The organism is Breznakia sp. PFB1-19 (assembly GCF_029893935.1).
Lineage (GTDB): Bacteria > Bacillota_I > Bacilli_A > Erysipelotrichales > Erysipelotrichaceae > Breznakia > Breznakia blatticola.
In genome coordinates, this window is the sequence record NZ_JARXXJ010000014.1 from 37,406 (window position 1) to 60,535 (window position 23,130).

A 23,130-nucleotide genomic window follows, 5' to 3' on the forward strand; every position below is an offset into this window, starting at 1 on the left:
AATTGATGCGCTCTTTCTATTTATAAATGGTTATTGCGTTTTGTCCATTGTTATTGTTAACATCATCCAAAATATAAGAGACATCATAATTCACATCATATAAATAATACGCATGCTCTCCTAAATAGATATTGAATTCTTTGCCATTTGAATTTTCTACATAAAAGCAATCATCCCCACGATCAATCAAATTTCTTGGCAAATACGTTGCTTGTCCATTATGCATTTCTTCACCACCCATCATGATTGATGTCGTTTGTGAAGTTGTATCAAAATACTCACGATACATGTGTCCTTTACTGTCACTTTTCATAGTGGAATAGAGACGTTTAGGAACAATCGGTCCACTTGGATTAACAACTTGAATTTCATCAGTATCAGTTTCAGTTAAGCCATCAGATGCTTCAGAAAGTGCCTCTTGTTGTTGAACTGCTTCCTCTTTTTCCAGTTCAACTTGTAATGCTTCTAACTGTTCAAATGCAATTTCGAAAGATCTATTTCTACTAATCTTCTCATATGATACATAATAGTCTTGTAAATTAGTTATTAAGACGATTCGATTTATCGTTTTAATTTTTTCTTTCATGTCATAAACGCTTAAAGACACGATACTGATAACTGCAAGTATAAAAGCAATAAGACTGTATTTTTGTTGCTTATTTTTCATGGACACCTCTTTACTAGTATACGCTGTAGTTATCAAATAGAAAAGAAAAAAGTAAACCCGAGAGTTTACTTAAATGCTTTCTTAAATTTTTCAAATGGTGATTCATATTTCGCAGACTTGCGAAGTTTTTCATATAGATCTTTTTGTTGTTTGCTTAATTTCTTAGGCATTTCAACTTTTACATCAACATATTGATCTCCAATATATCCTTTTGGAGACTTCACACCTTTTCCTTTTAGTCTGAATTTCGTTCCTGATTGTGTACCTGCTGGAATTTTTAAACTTACATCACCATATACTGTTGGTACATCAATACTTGTTCCTAAAACTGCATCTACATCAGAGATTGGAACTTGTATACGGATATCGTTTCCTTCACGAATGAAGTTTTTATGTGGTGCTACAAGGATTTCAATATATAAGTCACCATTTGGACCTCCATTTACTCCTTTTTCACCTTTTCCAGTTACACGAATTTGTTGACCAGATTGAATTCCTGCTGGAATTTTAATATCTAACTTCATATGTTTGTGTTCATATCCACTTCCATGACATTTACTACATTTATTTTTAATAATTGTACCTGTTCCATTACATGTTGGACATACACTTTCACTTTGGAAAACACCAAAAGCTGTTTGTTGTTGAGTAACAACACGCCCTGACCCATTACATGTTGGACAAGTTTGTACATCGTCTTTACTTTTTGCTCCTGTTCCTGAACATTCGCTACAAGTTTCATCTACTTCAAGTGAAACTTCTTCACTTTTACCAAAGATGGCATCCATGAAATCCACACGCATTTGCATAAAGCGGTCTTGTCCTTTTTGTGGACCATTTCTTCTTCTAGAACTTCCAGAGAATCCGCCACCAAAGAATGAACCAAATATATCTTCAAAACCACCGAAATCAGAGAATCCTTGTCCTCCAAACCCTTGTGCACCATCCATACCGGCATGCCCAAATTGATCGTATGTGGCTTTCTTTTGTTTATCGCTTAATACTTCATATGCTTCATTTACTTCTTTAAATTTATCTTCAGCGTCTGCAGCTTTATTAACGTCTGGATGGTATTTTTTTGCTAACTTACGATATGCTTTTTTGATATCAGCGTCACTTGCACCTTTGTCTAGGCCTAACACCTCATAATAATCTCTTTTATTTGCCATCACAAACCTCCTACTTTATATTCCCTATGTATTATACACAAGAGAAGTTCTAGTTGCCTAGAACTTCTTTTACATTTTTAGTTTTTTTCTTCGAATTCAGCATCTACAACATCATCATCAGGGTTTGATTCTGGTTGAGGTTGTCCTTGTTCACCTGGTTGTTGGTACATTGAAGCACTTGCAGCTTGTGCTGCTTTTTCTAATGCATCAAGTTGTGTACGTACTTTATCCATGTCATTTTCATCTAATGCTTTTTGAAGTTCGTCACGCAATTTTTGAGTTTCTTCTTTTTGGTTAGCATCCATTTTATCTCCAGCTTCTTCCATTGATTGGTCGATTTGGTTAATGAATGCTTCTGCTTTATTTCTAAGTTCTACTTCTTCTTTACGTTTTTCATCAGCTTCTTTGTTTGCTTCAGCTTCTTTTACCATTTTTTCGATTTCATCGTCTGATAAACCTGTAGAGTTTTGGATAACAATACTTTGTTCTTTTCCAGTTCCCTTGTCAGTTGCTGATACGTTAACAATACCGTTTACGTCAATATCGAATTTAACTTCAATTTGAGGTACTCCACGACGAGCTGGTGCAATTCCATCAAGTTTGAACATTCCTAATGTTTTGTTATCAGCAGCCATTGGACGTTCCCCTTGTAGTACGTGAATATCTACAGCAGGTTGGTTATCTGCAGCTGTTGAGAAAACTTGTGATTTACTAGTTGGGATTGTTGTATTACGTTCGATAAGAACAGTCATAACTCCACCCATTGTTTCGATACCAAGACTTAATGGTGTAACATCTAGTAATAATACATCTTTAACATCTCCAGTAATAACTCCACCTTGGATAGCAGCACCCATTGCTACTACTTCATCAGGGTTTACTGAACGGTTTGGTTCTTTTCCTAATTCTTTTTTAACTGCTTCTTGAACAGCTAAGATACGAGTTGATCCACCAACAAGTAATACTTGGTGAATATCGTTTTTCGTAACACCAGCATCTTGTAATGCTTGACGAACTGGTCCAATTGTTCTTTCAACTAATGAACGAGTCATATCGTCAAATTTTGCTCTTGTTAATGTATTTTCATAGTTCAATGGACCATTTGCTCCATTTGAAAGGTATGGTAATAAGATTTGTGTTTGTGCCATACTTGATAAGTCTTTTTTCGCTTTTTCTGCAGCATCTTTTAAACGTTGCATTGCAAGTTGGTCACCTGATAAGTCAACTCCATTTTGTTTCTTGAAGTCTTCTAACATCCATTTAACGATCACATCATCAAAGTCATCTCCACCAAGCTTGTTGTCCCCAGCAGTTGATAATACTTCGAATGTTCCATCAGCCAATTCAAGGATTGATACGTCAAATGTACCTCCTCCTAAGTCATATACTAATACTTTTTGTTCTGTATCTGTTTTGTCGATACCGTAAGCAAGTGCTGCTGCTGTTGGTTCGTTGATAATACGTTCAACTTCTAATCCAGCAATTTTACCAGCATCTTTCGTTGCTTGACGTTGTGCATCATTGAAGTATGCAGGTACTGTAATAACTGCTTTTGTTACTTTTTCACCAAGGTAGTCTTCTGCATATCCTTTTAAGTATTGAAGGATCATTGCTGATACTTCTTGTGGTGTGTAATCTTTACCGTTTGCATGTTCTTTTTCATTTGTTCCCATCAAACGCTTAACACTTGAAATCGTGTCTTTATTTGTAACTACTTGACGTTTTGCAGCATCCCCAACAATTGTTTCACCATCTTTAAATGCTACTACTGAAGGTGTTGTTCTATTACCTTCTGGGTTTGTAATTACTTTAACATCGCTACCGTCCATTACGGCAACACATGAATTTGTCGTTCCTAAGTCAATTCCAATAATTTTACTCATAGTTCCTCCTATTGTTACTCACTAACTTTTACTAAACTTGCGCGAATTACGCGATCTTTTAACATATAACCTTTTTGAATTTCTTCAAGTACAATTCCAGGTTCTGCACCTTCTGCTTTTTCTGTTACTAAAGCTTGGTGTATATTTGGATCGAAAGGTTTATCTAAACATTCAATAGCTTTTACACCTTCATTTTCTAAAGCAATTTTGATTTGTTGATATACCATGTTAATACCATTCACATAGTTTTTAACATCTTCATCTTTTGCTTCAAATCCGATTGCCCTTTCAAGATTATCCATAACTGGTAAAATCTCTTGGGCAAAGCTTTGAATGCGATACTTTCTTAATGTGTCAGCATCATTTTGTAATCGTTTCTTTAGGTTTTCCGTGTCTGCATACGCTTTATAATACATATTTTGCGTTTTTGCAAGTTCTTCGCGTAACCCAATAATTTCTTCTTCTAATGCTTCTTCTTTTGATTTCTTTTTCTTAAAGAAACCTTTCTTTTCTTTCTTTTCGCCTTCTTCAAGTTCTTCATGCTCTTGAGTTTCTACTGCTTCTTCGTTATCTAACATTTCTTCTTGTTCGTTAGCTTCCGTCTCAAGAACTTCTTCTTCTTGAAGAGTTGCTTCCTCTTTGTTTAACTCTTCACTCATCGTTCCACTCCTATCTATCATTACGATATAAATCTCCGATTGCTTTTGCCATATATTCCATTAATGCAACAACTTTGTTGTATGGCATTCTTGTTGGACCTACAACCATAAGTTTTCCTTCTTCTTCATCATTAATTCGAATCGTACTTGAGACAACAGATACGTTCTCAAATGGAATGACTTGGTTATCATCATTCCCAATACGAATCGAAATATCTTCATTACTACTTCCCAGTTGACGCCAAACACTACTATCCTCTAAGAACTTCATCAGTTCACGAAGTTTTTCAATATCAGCAAATTCTGGTTGGTAAAGCATATTTGATGCACCTGAAGTATATACATTATCACTCGCAAATTTCACAAATGCGCTAACAAATGCTTGGAATAATACTTCATGACGAACCACTTGACTTGATAACAGTGGTCTAATTTCTTCTAGTTTACATGATAATTCATTAATTGGTGTTCCTGCTAAATGATCATTCAAAATATTGCAACATGTTTGAATATCATTTAAACTCACATTTTCATCAAAATGGAACATCTTATTTTCCGTGTGTCCTTGATCAGTAATAAATACACATACTGCACTTCTTTCATTAATTGGAAAAATTTGAATGTGTTGTAAGTTTTGTGAACTTGTTTCTGGACCAAGCACTACAGATGTTAAGTTAGTCATTTGCGAAAGTATATCACAACTTCGCTTTACGATTTCCTCAACACTATAATGACGTTCATGGAATACTTCACTTAATGCATTTTCAACATTACTATCTAATTCTTTTTCCATAAGATGCTCTACATAGAATCGATACCCTTTACTTGAAGGTACACGTCCACTTGATGTATGCGTCTTCTCTAATAATCCAAATTCTTCCAACGCAGCCATTTCATTACGAAGAGTTGCACTTGAAACTTTGATATTTAATAAGTTCATTAAATTTTTCGAACCAACCGGTTCTGCTGTCTTTGTGAACTCATCAACGATCGTTTTAAAGATTAATAATTGTCGATCTGTTAGTTGCATATGTACACCCTTTCTAGCACTCTTTACGAGCATCTGCTAATACTATATACCACCAAATTAGCACTGTCAAGTATAAAGTGCTAATTTTTTTGAATTATTTCATTTTCATCAATGTATACCCATTAGTAAAGATGATATGAGTGTATTCATATACGTAAAAATGGTAGAATATAGATATGAAAAAAAGAAAGAGGAAGACAAGTAGACAGCTGAAAATCATTCGCAGAAAACTATTACTGATAATGATTCTAAGTTGCTTAATTATTATTGGCTGTGTTGCAATTATCGCACTAAAAAACATCAGTGAAGACATGCTTGCACAATTTACAGAAGAGACTCGTACATCAACAAAAGGCGACGAATCACCAACCATAGAATCAAAAAGTGATTTACAAGAAAGTATCGCATATATTCTTGATGCATATGATTTTGATGACAAACAATTGTCGTATATATATTATGACCCTAAAGATGATGAGACCATTCAGGTCAACGAAGATGAAGAAATGCTAGCAGCAAGTACGTATAAGCTACCACTTGCTATGTACTATTACGACTTAATCGAGAAAGGTGTATATACAAAGGATACTGCCCTACCTTTTTATGAAGAAGCATATATGCCAGAGGAAGGCATTTCTACAATTTACACAATTGATGATCAAATTCCTTTATCCTATTTAATTAGACAAGCCATTGTGAATAGTGATAACTCCGCTTCATTAATTATGTTATATACAACTGGAGTCTTGGAAACCTATCAAGCTTTTTCTAACTATGGTGCAAAACAATACACACTTGAGGAAATCAACAACAATATAACTACTGCTAGAAGCAGTATGGAAGTACTAAAGTATCTTTATAGTCATCAAAATAAATATCAAGAGCTGATTGATTTATTAAAAATTGCCAGCCAAGGATATTTCTTACAAGCAGGAACTGCTGCTGAGCATTATGAAATCGCACACAAGTATGGAGAGTTTGCAGGTTATGTCAATGATTATGGAATCGTATATACAGAGGAACCATACTTGATTGCAATATTCACGGATGGTATAGTAGATTCACCAACGTTGATTGCCGATTTAAACGATGTCTTTTGCGCATATCATGAACAAAAATACAAATAAAGGAGTATATCATGCATATTAATTATTCACAGGTCAGCGAAGTGTACGCTGGAACTACCTTAAAAGATTCGAGTAAACTACAAGACAATAACCTTGCCTTACATACAACAGATGCTACAGATGAAGTAATTCAAAACCGTAAAGATTTTATGAAGGAAATCGATTTTGAATTAGAAAAATGTACATTTGCAAATCAAACACATAGTACAAATATTCATAAAGTTACTAAAGAAGATATCGGTGCTGGTGCTTACAGTGCAAAAGATGCCATTCCTGACTGTGATGCCTTGTATACAGATTTGCATAATGTTTTAATTGGTGTCTTTACCGCAGATTGTGTTCCTATTTTGATTCACGATCAAGACCAACATATCATTGCGGCTATTCATGCTGGATGGAAAGGTACTGTTGCAGGTATTACGAAAAAAATGTTACATACGCTTTTATATGAAGAAAACTGTGAAGCAAATGCATTACGTGTAATTATTGGACCATCAATTGATTTTACAAACTTTGAAGTTGGACAAGATGTTATTGATGAAGTACTTAAACTTGATTTTGATACATCTACTTATTACATGCCAAAAGGTAATGATAAATACTATTTAGATGTACGTGGTTTAAATTATCAAATGTTGCGAGATGCTGGTATCCCTGATACAAACATTATTATTCAACATGAAGATACATTTGAAGATAATGAAAATTTCTTTTCGTACCGTAGAAATAAGGATACTGGACGCAATTTAACCTTTATATTACAAAAGTAGGATCGTTTGACCCTACTTTTTCTTTATATCTTCATCTGCTTCTACTTCATAATCTTTCATTGGTGCATATGCACGATCCACATTTATCACTCCATAATTTGGAACTTCTCCTTGTGGTATTTTTGATTCTATTACGTCTATGATATCTTGACGCTTCATTTTACAATCAATTGGAACTTCAACATCAAATATAAAATTATTATGTGTCTTAGTTTTGACCACTCGAAAATCATGTAAGGAAAAGCGCGGATCAATATCATGCATAACTTTCTCCATCTCTTTACGCATTTGATTTGTATAAGGATCATCAATATCAATTGGATCCATGTGAATAACAAGATGAATGTTATCTTGTACAAGAAAGTCGTTTTCAATATCATCGATTGTAGAATGTGCTTCCATCATATCTTCTTTACTGCTAATTTCAACATGGATGGTCACAAAAGTTTGATCGGGTCCATAACTATGTACAATCATCTCATGTACGCCTAGTACGCCAGGATACGATAATATTTTTGCGGCAACTTTCTTTGTGAAATCAACGCTTGGTGCTTCCCCAATTAATTTTGTGAAGGTTTCACTTACAATTCCCCATCCAGCTTTTAAGACAAATAAAGCGACGATAACTCCTAAAAATCCATCCAATTGTATCGCAAAGACATGCGAGATAAGAAGTCCTATTAAGACAACACTTGTTCCTAATACATCACTAAAACTATCCACTGCAGTTGCTTGCATCACAGTTGAGTCAATGCGCTTTCCATATGCATGGTTATAAGCATACATATAAATTTTTACAACTATAGATATAATTAGTACAACAACCATCGGTATAGTTACAACAACATTCTTTGGATGAATAATATCTGTAACTGATGAGAATACAAGTTGCATCCCAAAAAACAAAATGATAAATGCAATAATCATAGAAAATATATATTCTAAACGTTCGTGACCAAAAGGATGTTCTTTATCTGCTGGCTGAGCAGCAAAGATAAAACTAATAAGCGATAGAATTGAACTACCTGCATCGCTTAAGTTATTAAACGCATCCGCTTGTATTGACACACTATGAAAAAGTAATCCAATGGTAAGTTTACTTGTAAATAAAATCATATTCCAAAATATACCATAGATACTTGCAAGTCGTCCATATGCAGAACGCACTTTTCCATCTTTGAAGTTTTTATAATCTTTAATAAATAATTTTGCTAATACACCCATAAGCGCTCCTTAATCATTTACCCATTATACTATGAATTCATTTCATTTCCTAGTCGCTAACAACATGGGTATCTATGTGTACAAACCTAGTAATGATTGATAAAATACAATTGTACTTATAAAACAGGAAAGGATTCATTTATGTATATAAAAGATCAAAAAGAAATTTGGGTAGCAAGCACGGATTCCCCTATTTACATGCTACCAAGTATGGCAAACCGTCATGGACTTATCGCAGGAGCAACAGGAACTGGAAAAACCGTAACGCTAAAAGTTCTTGCTGAAGCATTCAGTGATGCAGGAGTTCCTGTGTTTTTAGCAGATATCAAGGGGGATGTGTCTGGTCTTGCATCACCAGGAGTCAGTAATAAAAATGTCGATGAGCGCATTGCATCATTACACATTCAAGACTGGAGTTTTAGTGGATATCCAACACGATTCTACGATATTTACGGAGAAAAAGGTACTCCCGTTCGTACGACTATTTCTGATTTAGGACCTGATTTACTTGCACGCATCTTAGAATTGAATGATATTCAATCTTCCGTTCTAAAAGTTGTGTTCAAAATTGCAGATGAACAACAACTATTATTATTTGATATCAAGGATGTTAAGGCGATGTTACAGTTTGTGGATGCACAAAGAGAAGATCTACAAAAAGAATACGGAAATATCGCTTCAGCAACAATCGGTGCAATTATGCGTTCTCTTGTTGCTTTAGAAGCAAGTGATGGAAACACATTTGTCGGTGAACCAGAACTTGATATCAAAGATTGGCTAGTTTGCGATCCAAGTAGTGGACAAGGAATTATTAATATTTTACATGCCGTGAAGTTAGCACAAAATCCAGTCTTGTATTCTACATTCTTGTTATGGTTATTATCAGAAATTTATGAAACATTACCGGAAGCTGGAGATTTAGAAAAACCAAAGATGGTATTCTTCTTTGATGAAGCGCACTTATTATTCAATGATGCACCTAAGGCTTTATTAGATAAGATCGAACAAGTTGTTAAATTGATTCGTTCTAAAGGTGTTGGTGTATATTTCATTACACAACAACCAACCGATATTCCAAATCGTATACTAAGTCAACTTGGTAATAAAATTCAACATGCCTTGCGTGCATATACACCAGCTGAACAAAAATCTATCAAAGCAACTGCCGAGTCATTTCGCATCAATCCTGCCTTTAATACAGAACAAGTTTTACAAGAACTTGGAACTGGTGAAGCATTGGTATCATTTCTTGATGCAAAAGGAATTCCTACAATGGTAGAACGTGCAACAATCCTTCCACCAAGAAGTTATATGGGAGCTGCCGATAATGCAACCATCGAAAATTGTATTCGCAACAATCCTGTAGAAGCAAAATATCGCACACGTGTTGATAGTAAATCTGCATATGAAGAACTACAAGAAAAAACAGCAGAGTTAGAAGCGCAAGAAATTGCAGACAAGGAAGCAGAAAAACAAGCTAAAGAACAAGCAAAACTTGATGAGAAACAAGCCAAAGAACTTGCTAAACTGCAACAAAAAGAGCAAGCTCGACAAGAAAAAGCCGAACAAAAGAAAGCTGATCGAAGAAATAAGCAAATTGATCGTTTTGTCGGAAATGCACTAAGTTCGATTGGACGAAATGTTGGAAATAGCATTATTCGCGGTATCTTTGGTACACGCAAAAAATAAATCGAATTACCGAAACAAAGGGCATCGAACAAGTCGATACCCTTTTTATTTAGCCTATTTTGATTCTGCACGGATGGCAGCTTGTGCTGCAGCTAGACGTGCAATCGGAACTCTAAATGGACTACATGATACATATTGAAGTCCTACATTGTGGAAGAATTCAACACTTGAAGGATCTCCTCCGTGTTCCCCACAAATACCAAGTTTAATGTTTGGTCTCGTTTTCTTACCAAGATCAACTGCATTTTTCACAAGTTTTCCAACTCCTTTTTGATCCAAGCGTTGGAATGGGTCTTGTTCATAAATGTGTTTGTCATAGTAATCACTTAAGAAACCACCTGCATCATCTCTTGAGAAACCAAATGTCATTTGTGTTAAGTCATTTGTTCCAAATGAGAAGAACTCTGCTTCTTCGGCAATTTCATCAGCTGTTAATGCAGCACGAGGAATCTCAATCATTGTTCCTACCATGTAATCAAGTTTCTCACCTGATGCTTCAATGATTTCATCTGCAACTTTCTTCACAACTGCTTTTACATAACGTAACTCAGCAACATCACCTACTAGTGGAATCATAATTTCAGGAACTACATTGAAATCTGCATTGCGTTTATTAACAGCGATTGCAGCTTCAATAACTGCACGTGTTTGCATTTCTGCGATTTCTGGATATGAAATATCCAAACGTACACCACGGTGTCCCATCATTGGGTTAAATTCGTGTAATCCTTGAATGATTCCTTTTAACTCATCAACTTCCATTCCCATATCTAATGCAAGTTGTGTAATATCATATGAAGATGTTGGTAAGAATTCATGAAGTGGTGGATCTAAATAACGAATCGTTACTGGTCTACCTTGCATAGCTTCATAAATCGCTTCAAAGTCACCTTTTTGCATTGGTAATAATTTAGTAAGTGCACGTGAACGTTGCTCACTTGTTTTTGAAACAATCATCTCACGAATTGCTTTAATACGTTCTCCTTCAAAGAACATATGTTCAGTACGCACAAGCCCAATACCTTCTGCACCAAATGCTAATGCTTGTTTAGCATCTCGTGGTGTATCTGCATTTGTACGAACTTTTAATGTTCTGAATTCATCAGCCCAATTCATGAATGTTTCAAAGTCATCCTCGATTGCAGCTGGTACAGTTTTTAATTCTCTACCGTATACATTACCAGTTGAACCATCTAGAGAGATGTAGTCATATTCTTTATATGTTTTTCCGCATACGGTAAATGTTTTGTTTTCTTCATTAATTTTGATATCTCCAACACCTGATACACAGCAGATTCCCATACCACGTGCAACAACCGCTGCATGACTTGTCATACCACCACGTACAGTTAAGATACCTTTTGATGAGTTCATACCTTCGATATCTTCAGGAGACGTCTCTAGACGTACAAGAATCACTCTGTGACCCTTTTGCGCATAATTAGCAGCATCTTCTGCATTAAACACAACTTGTCCAGTAGCAGCTCCAGGACTCGCAGGAAGACCTGTTGCAATTGGTGTTTCACCTTTTATATCATCTTGATCAAATTGTGGGTGCAACAATGCATCTAATTGACTTGGATTTACCATTAAAATTGCTTCTTTTTTAGTTAATAAACCTTCACTTACTAAATCACATGCAATTTTCAGTGCTGCTTTAGCCGTACGTTTTCCATTACGTGTTTGCAACATATACAATTTTTTATTTTCAATTGTAAATTCCATATCTTGCATATCATGATAGTGTTCTTCTAAGCGTTTAGAAATTGCCACAAATTCATCATATACTTCAGGCATTACTTTTTGCAGTTCACTAATATGGTTAGGTGTACGGATACCAGCAACAACATCTTCACCTTGTGCATTCATTAAGAATTCACCAAATAATTGATTATCTCCAGTACTTGGACTTCTTGTGAAGGCAACACCTGTTCCAGATGTTTCACCCATATTTCCAAACACCATCATTTGAACGTTTACTGCAGTTCCCCAACTTGAAGGAATATCATTCATTTTACGATAGTAAATCGCTCTTGGATTATTCCAAGATTTAAATACTGCTTCGATTGCAAGAGCTAGTTGATCTTTTGGATCTAATGGGAAATCCGATTTCAACTCTGCATGGTAGAACGATTTAAATCGTCGTACCATTTCTTTTAAGTCATCTGTAGTTAAATCCGTATCTAACTCAACTTTTCGCTCAGCTTTAATATCATCAATCACTGTTTCGAATTTTGATTTTGATAATCCCATAACTACATCAGCGAACATTTGGATAAAACGTCGATATGAATCATATGCAAATCTTGGATTATTCGTTAGTTTTGCAAGACCTTCAACAACTTCATCATTTAGTCCTAAGTTTAGAATCGTATCCATCATACCTGGCATACTTGCACGTGAACCACTGCGCACAGAAACAAGTAATGGATTATTTGGATCACCAAATACCTTACCTGAACTCTTTTCTAACTCAGTTAAATGTGTAAAAATTTCATCGATGATTTTTTTATCAATTGTTTCACCATCATCGTAGTACTTGTTACAAGCTTCCGTTGTAACCGTAAAACCATCAGGAACTGGCATTCCTAAATTGATCATCTCTGCTAAGTTTGCTCCCTTACCACCAAGTAAGTTACGCATCGTCTCATTTCCCTCATGAAATGAATAAACAAATTTATCCCCCATAATAGGACCTCCTTCTCTCTATAACTGTGTAATCGCTTTCACAAGTATTATTATATCGAAAGTCCTAACGTAATGCTACTCCTAGACATGTTTGCTGGTTGGAAATGGTATATATTTGGAAATTTTGGTCCATGCAAATAAGAAAAAAGAGGAAGTATTCCCATGTCGTTTGAAAACAACCTTTTAGGAAATGTTCCTCTAATTAAATTAAGCCAATTCTGCTAATCGTTTTACAACGATTTCATATTGATTTTTATAGTTTTCTAGTTTTTCTTTTTCTGCATTTACTTTTGCTTCTGGAGCTTTATTTGTGAAGTTTGGATTTGCTAACATCCCCTCTGCACGTTTAATTTCTCCTTCTAGTTTTTTCTTATCCTGTTCAAGTTTTTTCTTTTCCTCTTCGATATCAATTAACGAAGCTAAAGGAATCGAGATTGAACCTTGATATACAGGACGTACAACCATTTCCTCATCACCAACACTTGAAACCCAGGTTGCTTTACACATTTGCTCAAGGAATGCATTGATGAATACATTTGTATCTTCAACTTGTTCATTTGTATCTTTAACAAGAATATCTACTGGTGCACTTGGTTTTAATTTATACGTTGCTTTTACTTCACGTACAGCTTCAACCATTGAAATTAAACGTTTCACTTCTTCCATCTCAATATCCATGATATCTGTAGAAATTACGGTTGGCCAAGTTTCTTCATTCATTGAATCTTTAAGATGTGGAAGTGCAAGATAGATTTCTTCAGTCACAAATGGCATAAATGGAGATAACATTTTTAGAATTCCTTCTAATACCAATAGTAATGTTGATTTTGCGGCAGTTTTAATTCCCTCATCATCACTTTGAAGACTTGCTTTACTTAATTCGATGTACCAGTTACAGAAATCATCCCAAATAAATGAGTACAATTCATTGCCAACTAGTGCAAACTCAAAACGGTCCATATTCTCACTAACATTTTTTAATGTTTCATTGAATCGTTTAATAATCCATTTATCAATTGTTGTTGCTTTACGTAAATCAATTTGTTCGTGATCAAAATCATCTGCAATATGCATTAATACAAATTTTGAAGCATTGTATATTTTATTGATGAAGTTACTTGAACTATCAACTTTCTCATCAATATAACGAAGGTCTTGTCCTGGTGTAGAATTCGTTGTTAAAAAGAAGCGCATCGCATCACATCCATGATCAGCAATTACATCCATTGGATCCACACCATTTCCAAGTGATTTAGACATCTTACGTCCTTGTTCATCACGAACAAGTCCATGAATAAGAACATCCTTGAATGGACGACTGTGTGTCGCATAACGTGCTTGGAATGCCATTCTAGCAACCCAGAAGAAGATAATATCATATCCTGTAACTAATGTATCATTTGGATAGTAGCGTTCAAAATCAGCTGTTTCTTCAGGCCAACCAAGTGTTGAGAATGGCCATAATGCACTTGAGAACCATGTATCAAGCACATCTTCATCTTGTTGCCAATTATCAATATCTTTAGGTGCTTGTAATCCAACATAGATTTCACCCGTGTCTTTGTGATACCAAGCTGGGATTCTGTGTCCCCACCATAATTGGCGTGAAATACACCAGTCTTCAATTTTTTCTAACCATTGGTTAAATGTATGTTCGAAACGTTTTGGTGTAAAGTTAATTTTTTGATCTTCAATATTTTGATTTTTAATTACTTCATCTGCTAGTGGACGCATTTTAACAAACCATTGTTTAGATAAATATGGTTCAACAATTGCATCTGTTCTTTCTGAGTGACCAACTTGGTGCATATGTTTTTCAATTTTAATAAGTGTTCCTGCAACTTTTGCATCTTCAACAAGTGCTTTACGGCAAGCAAAACGGTCCATATTTTCATATTTACCAGCTAATTCATTCATCGTTCCATCTGGATGCATACAAATTGGCATTGGTAAATGATATTTTTGTCCAATCACAAAGTCATTTGGATCATGCGCAGGTGTACATTTCATAACTCCAGTTCCAAATTCAACATCGATATAATCATCAGTAATGATTGGCAATTCTTGTCCATTTGCTGGGTTGATGACATGCATTCCAACTACGTCCTTGTAGCGTGCATCATCTGGGTGAACAACTACACAAACATCTCCAAACATTGTTTCTGGTCGTGTTGTGGCAACTTGTAATTCTTGACCCGTTTCCACTACTTTATAATTGAATGTGTACATTGCACCTTCAATTTCCTTATGGATAACTTCAATGTTTGATAATGCTGTTTTTGCTTCAGGATCCCAGTTAATAATACGTTCTCCTTGATAAATCAAGCCATCGTTGTATAAATCAACGAAGATTTTATTAACTGCTTGATTTAGTCCAGAATCAAGTGTAAAACGTTCTCTAGTATAATCAAGCGATAAACCTAGTGTTGCCCATTGTTCACGAATATGACTTGCATATTCCTCTTTCCAGTTCCATGCATGTTCCAAGAATTTCTCACGACCAATATCGTATCGTGAAACATCTTGTGCTTTTAAACGCTCATCAACTTTTGCTTGTGTTGCAATTCCTGCATGGTCCATTCCAGCAAGCCATAGTACATCAAAACCTTGAAGTCGTTTATATCTAGCTACAATATCTTGTAACGTTGTATCCCATGCATGACCTAAGTGTAACTTACCTGTTACGTTTGGTGGTGGTATCACCATTGCGTATGGAGTTTTACTTGTATCTCCTGCAGTGAAATATCCTTTTTTCACCCAATGATCGTAATACTTACTTTCGATTTTACTATGATCATATTTTGCTTCTAATGTGTTTCTCATCTGATTCTCCTTCTTTGTTAATTTATATGTAACGTGTCGCATAGTTACACCACGATAGTGTTTATCAAAGCTACGTTCACTTACTTCTTTCATCCCCAGCGCTTTTGCCACACGGATACTGGCTTGATTGGTATCGCGTATTAAAGCGTACACCGTGTCGACGTTTAGTTTTGTAAAAGCATAAGTAACACAAGCACGCGCCGCTTCACTTGCATACCCACGATTCCAATACGCATAGGCAAATTGATAGCCAACTTCTAATACGGTCTCCCATGGTGTTTGCTGATAAGTTAAACCACAGTTTCCTATCATCTTCCCTGTCTGTTTAAGCACAACTGCCCACAAACCAAAACCATCGTTTTGATAGCGCTCTTGTTGCTTTTCAAACCACTGTTGAATTTCAGTATCGCTAAAGCCACCTTCATAAGCATACATCACTTTTGGATCAGCCAATATGTCCTTTAGATCATCGTAATCTGAAGCATTCATTTGTCGTAAAAGTAAACGATCTGTTTCGATTTGAAAAGTTTTCTTCATATGTGCTCCTTGTTGAAAATAAAAAGCACTCATCCCAAAGGACGAATGCTCGTGGTACCACCTTAATTTGCATACAATGTATGCCTTAAACAGATAACGGCTGTAACCGGATATTCTTACTAAACTCAGAATATCTACTCCTAGACTACCTTCCATACATTCATTTATTGTTTTTCACCAATCAACAACTCTCTATAAAACGTTTGTATGTACTCCTTCTATTCACTGTATTTATTTTCTTACTTATTATACCAAGTTTTTCACTTTAATCAATAAGCGCTTGTGCAAAGTTTTTCGCATATGCACGGATTTCTTCTTTTTGTGTATCACTTGGTTTAAATTTAATACGTAATCCTTCATCTACAAGTTTCATTTTTTGTTGCTTCAAACGGACCATCATATTTGGTACAGCCTCACCAGACCACCCATAACTACCAAAAGCACTAGCAACTTTAATTCCATCATATGGCGTTAGAATTCGATTCATCATATGCCATACTGGAGGTAATGCATCTCCGACAATTGTACATGAACCATAAAGCACTCCATTGGCTTGTTTAATTGCTTCATATACTTCTTCTTGGTCTGCATCTACTAAATCATACAACTTCACTTCTAAATGATGATTCTCTAATTCATCTTTAATAATTTCTGCCATTTCGCGCGTATAACCATATGCAGTTACATAAGCAATTGCTACTTTTTTCACATCGTTAGTTTTCACTTTCGCAAAGTCTGTATAACGTTGAATGAAATCATCAATTTCTTGATCAATCAAACATCCATGCCCAGTTGCAATATAACGAATTGGTAAATCACGAATTTTATCCATCGCCTTAGCAACAAATGGTTTAAATGGACCCATAATCATTTCTGTATAATATGCGAATGCTTTTTCATAGTTTTCACGATTTGCGACCTGTGATAATAACACCTCATTTGTGGCATAATGTGCACCAAATGAATCGCAAGTAACAAGAATTTCTTCATCAACAATGTATGTATACATCGTGTCTGGCCAATGTAAATTTGGTGCCATAATAAAACGTAGCGTTTTATTTCCAACAACAACTTCTTCTTGGTCTTTTACAACACGTCCATTAAACGGTTTATTTACAATTTCTTTTAAATTGTTTTGTGCGGCAATGGTTGAAAGTATCTCAATATTTGGATTTAATTCAAGAAACTTCTCTAATGAGCCAGAATGATCTGGTTCTGTATGATTACAAATAATGTATTTGATATCTTCTACTTTTACTAATTCTCTAACTTTTTCGATATATTCATCAAAGAATTTATCTTTTACTGTTTCAAACAATACAACCCCTTGACTTGTTTTTAGTAAGTATGAATTGTATGTTGTTCCAAACTCAGTTTCCATAATAATATCAAAACGTCGTAAATTTGGATTTTCTACCCCAATCCAATAAAAATCTTTTGTGATTTGTAAGTATTTCATAATTATCTACTCCTATCTTTACCTTTAAGTATAGGCAATAATAAGGTGCAATTCAACCATATTGCACCTTTTCACAGCTGATTTACCAAAAGAAAAGAAAGTGCTATGCAACACTTTCCAATAATTCATCAATTTTTTTCCAGACAGCTTCTCTTCCCTTTGATGTTTCACTTGAAAATTGAACAATTTCCGTTTCAGGGATTTCAAGCGTACTAGCAATTTTACCCATATTTTTACTAATTTCACTACGTTTAAGTTTGTCAATTTTTGTTGCTACAACAACTACAGGTAAATGATGATATCTCGCATATTCCATCATGGTAATATCATCCTCACTCGGCTTATGACGTGCATCAACAAGTAGAACCAGTCCAATCTTTTGTTCACGAGTACCAAAGTAGTCTTCCATCATTTGACCAAAGGCTTGCAATTGTCGTTTGCTTATATTGGCATATCCATAACCTGGAACATCAACAAATAAAAATGTGTCGTCGATGTTAAAGAAATTTAGTAAGCGTGTCTTACCAGGTGTATTTCCAACATAGGCAAGTTTTTTACGATTGACCATCGTATTGATAAAACTACTCTTTCCTACATTACTACGCCCTGCTAAGACGATTTCTGGAAGTTGTGACTCAGGCCAAAAACTTTTGTCTGGAGCCGAAGTCACAAGTTCACAGTATTGTATCGTTCTCATTATTTCACGAGTGCAGCATTAAGCACTTGCGAAACATGATCAACTGGAATAAATTTAATTGATTCTTTAACTGTTTCTGGTAAATCATCAAGATCTTTCACATTATCTTTAGGCATAACGATTGTTGTAATACCTGAGCGATGTGCAGCCATTGATTTTTCTTTCAATCCACCAATTGGCAATACATTTCCACGCAAAGTAACCTCTCCAGTCATCGCTAAATCACTCTTTACTGGTTGATTTGACAAAGAAGAAATAAGTGCAGTGGTTAATGTCACACCAGCACTTGGTCCATCTTTAGGGACTGCACCTTCAGGAACATGAATATGTACATCTTGTGTTTTAAATATTTCAGAATCAATGTGATATTTTTTTGCGTTCGCTTTTACATAGTCATATGCAATACTAGCACTTTCTTTCATCACATCACCAAGTTGTCCAGTCACAACAAGTTTACCAGTACCATCAAAATGGTTTACTTCTACTTGAAGAATATCTCCACCAAATGAAGTATATGCTAATCCTGTTACTGTACCTACTTGGTCTTTTTTCTCTTTACGTCCATAGTCAAAGATTTCTTTACCTAAGAACTCTTGGATTTTCTTTTTCGTCATAGATAGTGATTTCTTTTCATCTTTTAAAATCACAAGAACCGTTTTACGGATTAACTTAGCAATCACACGTTCCAATTGACGCACTCCACTTTCTCTAGTGTAGTGTTTAATTACATACATAAGCATTTCATCAGAGATTTTAAATTGCTTATCTGTTAAACCATTTTCTTTTAATTGTTTTGGTACCAAGTGACGTTTTGCAATTTCTAGTTTCTCAATTTCTGTATAACTTGATAATTGAATAATTTCCAAACGGTCTTGTAAAGCGTGTGGAATATTATCCAAGTAGTTTGCAGTTGCAATAAACATAACTTTGCTTAAGTCATATGGTTCTTCTAAATAGTGATCTGAGAACAATGAATTTTGTTCTGGATCAAGTACTTCTAACATCGCACTTGCAGGATCACCTTTATAATCAGCACCCATCTTATCAATTTCATCAATTAAGAATACAGGGTTTACGGTACCTGCTTTTTTCATACCTTGAATAAAGCGACCTGGCATAGAACCTAAGTATGTACGACGGTGTCCACGAATTTCCGATTCGTCTTTTACCCCACCAAGTGAGATTTTAACGAATTCACGATTCAATGCACGCGCTACAGATTTAGATAAAGAAGTCTTCCCAACTCCTGGAGGACCTACTAAACAAATAATTGGTGCTTTTAAAGAATTTGTCATGGTTTTTACCGCAAGGTATTCCATGATACGTTCTTTTACTTTTTCTAGTCCATAGTGATCATCATCTAACACTTGTTGTGCAACATTTAAATCCTCATTATCTTGACTTTCTTGCCACCAAGGAAGTTTCAATAACCAATCTAAATACGTTTTTACAACTCCACTTTCTCCTGATGCACTTGGTAACATTTCATAACGTGAAAGTTCTTCCAATGCTTTTTCTTTAATATTTTCAGGGTATGGATTTTCATTAATCATCTTACGGTATTCTTCTGTATCGCTATCGCGATCAGCAACATCACCTAATTCTTCTTTAATTGCACGAAGTTTTTCTCGTAAATAGTATTCACGTTGATTTTCATCAAGACGTTGTTTTACCTTATCGTTGATTAAGTTATCTAAATCACTAATTTGTTTTTCATTTTCCATTTCTTGAATAATGTAAAGTAAACGATCATTTACTTTTTCAGCTTCAAGAATACGTTGCTTTGCTTCTACAGAGAATGGGAATACTTGTGCAACTTGGTCAGCAAGCTGATTTGCACTCAACCCTTCTGCTAATTTACTAATCATATCTTTTGGTAGATCATGTGTAAATCCTTCAACATTTTCCAATTGTTGTGCAATACGACGAACTAATGCAAGTTCTTCTTGCGCACTTTCTTGAATATCTGCTAATGGTAATACACTACCAAAGACCATATCTCCTCCGAACTCTAAGGTTTGGATTCGTGCACGTTCAATTCCTTTGAATTTTACACGCATGTACCCATCCATGTGGCGGATATGCATAATATTACAAATCGTACCTACCTCATAAAGATCACTCATTCGTGGGTCTTCTAAAGTTAAGTCTCTTTGTGCTACTAAAACGATTTGATTTTGGAAATGTTCTTGCGCTTCTTCAATCGCATAAACACTTTTCTTGCGTCCAACATCAATAATAATTTCATTGTTAGGAAACACGATGACGCCTCTAGTGCATACAATAGGCAAATCGATTTTTACTTGTTCCATATACTACCTCCTTTATGGGTCAAAAAAGACGCTTTAGCGTCTTTTATTTTTCTTCTACAACGCTGTCTTTTACAATTTCAACAGCTTTTTGAAGTTTTAAGTCATACTGTAATGCATCTTTGTTTACAGCTTCTTTGACTTTATCAACTTCCATGTTGTAACGGTTTGCGATGTTTTCGTATTCTACTTCAACATCTTTATCGCTAATTTCTACTTTTTCAACTTCAGCGATTTTATCTAATACTAAACGAACGTTAACTTTCATTTCAGCTTCTGGTTTCATTTGTTCTTGAAGTGATTCAAGTGATGTTCCAGTCATTTGGAAGTATTGATCAACACTAAATCCTTGAGCAGCTAAACGTTGTCCAAAGTCATTAACCATTTGACTTACTTCATCATCAACCATTACTTGAGGTACATCCACTTTTGAATTATCAACAAGTTGTTTTAACATGTCGTTTTCAAATTGTGTTGCAGCCTCTTGTTCTTTTTGTTCTTTTAAGTTCTTTTTCACGTATTTTTTGTAGTCTTCTACAGTTTCTACATCTTTAACTTCTGCATCCTTGATTAAATCATCATTAATTTCAGGAAGTTCTTTTGTTTTAATTTCGTGAACTTTTACTTTGAATGTAACTTCTTTACCAGCTAAGTCTGGTGCTCCATAGTTTTCTGGGAATGTTACTTGAATATCTTTTTCATCTTCAGCTTTCATTCCGATTAATTGTTCTTCAAATCCAGGAATAAATGAACCTGAACCAATTTCTAATGGATAGTTTTCACCTTTTCCACCTTCAAATGCTACATCATCTTTGAATCCTTCGAAATCGATAACAGCTGTGTCACCGTTTTCTACAGTTCCTTTATCTTTAACTACAAGTTCAGAGAAACGTGCTTGTAATTGTTCAAGTTGTTCATTAACTTCTTTAGCAGTAACTGTTGTTTTTGCTTTTTTAATTTTTAATCCTTTGTATTCACCTAATGTTACTTCAGGTTTTACTGTTACATTGAATTTCAACATAACTGCTTCTTTTGTAATTTCATCTACAGCTAATTCAGGACGAGCAATGATCCATAAATCATGTTCTTTAATTCCTTCTTGTAAAGCATGTCCTGCAACTTCATCAATTGCTTCCATAAGAATGCTTTGTTCAGAAATTTTTTGACGTGCAATTTTTTCAGGCACTTGTCCTTTTCTAAATCCTTTTGCTTCGATGTCTTTCGCTAATTTTTTGAAAGCTGCTTCTTGGGCTTTTAACCATTTTTCACCTTCAACTTTAATCTTTAATTCTCCTTGAGAATTCTCTAACAATTTCCATTTTGAACTCATAATTTTTTAACCTCCAGTGTTTAAACACGATACTCTTTCAATTTTAAGTCATAACCCACATACATTGCAAGGTCTTTTTCTTTTATATATGCATCAAATTGGTCTTTATCACCTAATGATTCATACACATAAGCAGAAATTGCGGTTGTAAGATATCGACATTCCTCTTCCTCGACGCTAAATGGGAGTCGGAAATACAATTCTTTCACCAAACAATCTATACACATTTTATAAAATGTGGGGTTATCATTTTCAAAGTCATCGCTGAGTATTTTTACCATTTCTTCTGTACTTTCACGTTCAGCAATCGGCTCAACGTAAGCAGCTATAAACTCTACATGTAAGCCATCATAATCAAGCTTTATTTCTTCATGTACATTTTGGTCAATAAGGATTTCAATTAACAATGTTCGAATCAATACATTCGGTTTATCCGATAGATATTTCTCAATCATCTCAAGATGTTGTCGAACATTACTTGTCGCAAGTATTTCACAAGCGACGCTAGCTTGATCTACACTTCCAAACAATAATGCTTCAATATCCTCTTGATCGTATGTCTTCGATTTTGCATTACCTGCCAGTTGTTGATTACAATACGTAAACAATGATTGATACTCTTGTTCATACTGTAACGGAACATACGGCATGTTTAGCTCAACATCAAGCAATTGTCTAGCTTCTATAAACTTTTCATCCTTGATGAGTGCTTTTACATCTTCAAGTAAGCGATCATAATAATCCATATATTTTCCTCTTTGCCATTATACTAGAAGTGCTATAAATAATAAACCCATACGCCTTGAAGCATTGAATCACATTCAAGTTGACATCTACTCGTTTTAGCACTTTCGTTAGTAGAGTGCTATTACTATATTTCATTCTATCTACCTTGTCAAGTGACTATCCCAAAATATTTAAAAATCTTCAAGTTTTCTTCGTTTTTTTCTAGTGTATATAATAAAAAGACTCCATTTTGATGTACCCCCTGTCAAGTAGACAGGCGAAATAAATAAAGAATTCTATATAGCTTGGTTACACATTAGTAATCAGGCTTTTACTTTGTTTT

16 protein-coding genes and 1 other annotated feature are annotated in these 23,130 nt (G+C 34.9%); of the genes, 3 read left to right on the top strand and 13 right to left on the bottom strand.

What is annotated here, in order from left to right; all coding sequences use genetic code 11:
• Positions 1 to 16: 16 nt before the first annotated feature.
• The 5 genes from M2098_RS07815 to hrcA all read right to left on the bottom strand — a co-directional run bounded on the left by M2098_RS07815 (position 17) and on the right by hrcA (position 5,408).
• A complete protein-coding gene (locus tag M2098_RS07815; protein WP_280683365.1) occupies positions 17 to 667 on the bottom strand; it encodes a hypothetical protein in 651 nt (216 codons plus the stop codon).
• Positions 668 to 732: 65 nt separating this feature from the next.
• The gene (dnaJ, locus tag M2098_RS07820) at positions 733 to 1,836 is read right to left on the bottom strand and encodes a molecular chaperone DnaJ (RefSeq protein WP_280683367.1); all 1,104 of its coding nucleotides are present in this window, start codon (positions 1,834 to 1,836) and stop codon (positions 733 to 735) included.
• Between the two features lie 77 nt (positions 1,837 to 1,913).
• On the bottom strand, positions 1,914 to 3,719 hold the full coding sequence (gene dnaK, locus M2098_RS07825; RefSeq protein ID WP_280683369.1) for a molecular chaperone DnaK: 1,806 nt from the start codon (positions 3,717 to 3,719) through the stop codon (positions 1,914 to 1,916).
• Positions 3,720 to 3,733: 14 nt separating this feature from the next.
• The gene (gene grpE / locus M2098_RS07830) at positions 3,734 to 4,378 is read right to left on the bottom strand and encodes a nucleotide exchange factor GrpE (protein ID WP_280683371.1); all 645 of its coding nucleotides are present in this window, start codon (positions 4,376 to 4,378) and stop codon (positions 3,734 to 3,736) included.
• 10 nt (positions 4,379 to 4,388) lie between these two features.
• Entirely contained in the window at positions 4,389 to 5,408 is a 1,020-nt protein-coding gene (hrcA, locus tag M2098_RS07835) for a heat-inducible transcriptional repressor HrcA (RefSeq protein ID WP_280683373.1), read from the bottom strand.
• A gap of 176 nt (positions 5,409 to 5,584) precedes the next feature.
• On the opposite strand from hrcA, the gene M2098_RS07840 reads away from it, so the two are divergent.
• Both M2098_RS07840 and pgeF read left to right on the top strand, forming a co-directional pair.
• Entirely contained in the window at positions 5,585 to 6,535 is a 951-nt protein-coding gene (locus M2098_RS07840) for a serine hydrolase (protein ID WP_280683375.1), read from the top strand.
• An 11-nt stretch (positions 6,536 to 6,546) separates the two neighbouring features.
• The gene (gene pgeF / locus M2098_RS07845; protein ID WP_280683377.1) at positions 6,547 to 7,305 is read left to right on the top strand and encodes a peptidoglycan editing factor PgeF; all 759 of its coding nucleotides are present in this window, start codon (positions 6,547 to 6,549) and stop codon (positions 7,303 to 7,305) included.
• 12 nt (positions 7,306 to 7,317) lie between these two features.
• Here pgeF and M2098_RS07850 read toward each other — a convergent pair whose 3' ends face one another.
• Positions 7,318 to 8,529 (bottom strand): cation diffusion facilitator family transporter, encoded by a 1,212-nt coding sequence (locus M2098_RS07850; protein WP_280683379.1) that lies wholly within the window; start codon positions 8,527 to 8,529, stop codon positions 7,318 to 7,320.
• A 141-nt stretch (positions 8,530 to 8,670) separates the two neighbouring features.
• Here M2098_RS07850 and M2098_RS07855 point away from each other — a divergent pair, with 141 nt between their 5' ends.
• Positions 8,671 to 10,218: a helicase HerA-like domain-containing protein gene (locus M2098_RS07855; RefSeq protein ID WP_280683381.1), complete on the top strand. Its 1,548-nt coding sequence runs from the start codon at positions 8,671 to 8,673 to the stop codon at positions 10,216 to 10,218.
• 54 nt (positions 10,219 to 10,272) lie between these two features.
• Here M2098_RS07855 and ppdK read toward each other — a convergent pair whose 3' ends face one another.
• The 7 genes from ppdK to M2098_RS07890 form a co-directional block, all read right to left on the bottom strand.
• Positions 10,273 to 12,906: a pyruvate, phosphate dikinase gene (ppdK, locus tag M2098_RS07860; protein ID WP_280683383.1), complete on the bottom strand. Its 2,634-nt coding sequence runs from the start codon at positions 12,904 to 12,906 to the stop codon at positions 10,273 to 10,275.
• A gap of 207 nt (positions 12,907 to 13,113) precedes the next feature.
• Positions 13,114 to 16,266, bottom strand: a complete 3,153-nt coding sequence (locus M2098_RS07865) for a valine--tRNA ligase (protein ID WP_280683385.1) — start codon at positions 16,264 to 16,266, stop codon at positions 13,114 to 13,116.
• Positions 16,267 to 16,300: 34 nt separating this feature from the next.
• Positions 16,301 to 16,501 (bottom strand) — a binding site (T-box leader).
• A gap of 30 nt (positions 16,502 to 16,531) precedes the next feature.
• Entirely contained in the window at positions 16,532 to 17,725 is a 1,194-nt protein-coding gene (locus M2098_RS07870; protein WP_280683387.1) for an FprA family A-type flavoprotein, read from the bottom strand.
• Between the two features lie 103 nt (positions 17,726 to 17,828).
• Positions 17,829 to 18,422 (bottom strand): ribosome biogenesis GTP-binding protein YihA/YsxC, encoded by a 594-nt coding sequence (gene yihA / locus M2098_RS07875; protein ID WP_280683389.1) that lies wholly within the window; start codon positions 18,420 to 18,422, stop codon positions 17,829 to 17,831.
• A complete protein-coding gene (gene lon / locus M2098_RS07880; RefSeq protein WP_134170347.1) occupies positions 18,422 to 20,734 on the bottom strand; it encodes an endopeptidase La in 2,313 nt (770 codons plus the stop codon). Before lon ends, yihA begins: the two co-directional genes overlap by 1 nt.
• Positions 20,735 to 20,777: 43 nt before the next feature.
• Complete coding sequence (gene tig, locus M2098_RS07885) at positions 20,778 to 22,061, bottom strand: trigger factor (RefSeq protein WP_280683392.1); 1,284 nt, start codon at positions 22,059 to 22,061, stop codon at positions 20,778 to 20,780.
• A gap of 20 nt (positions 22,062 to 22,081) precedes the next feature.
• Positions 22,082 to 22,807, bottom strand: a complete 726-nt coding sequence (locus M2098_RS07890) for a DUF3196 family protein (RefSeq protein WP_280683394.1) — start codon at positions 22,805 to 22,807, stop codon at positions 22,082 to 22,084.
• Positions 22,808 to 23,130 lie beyond the last annotated feature (323 nt).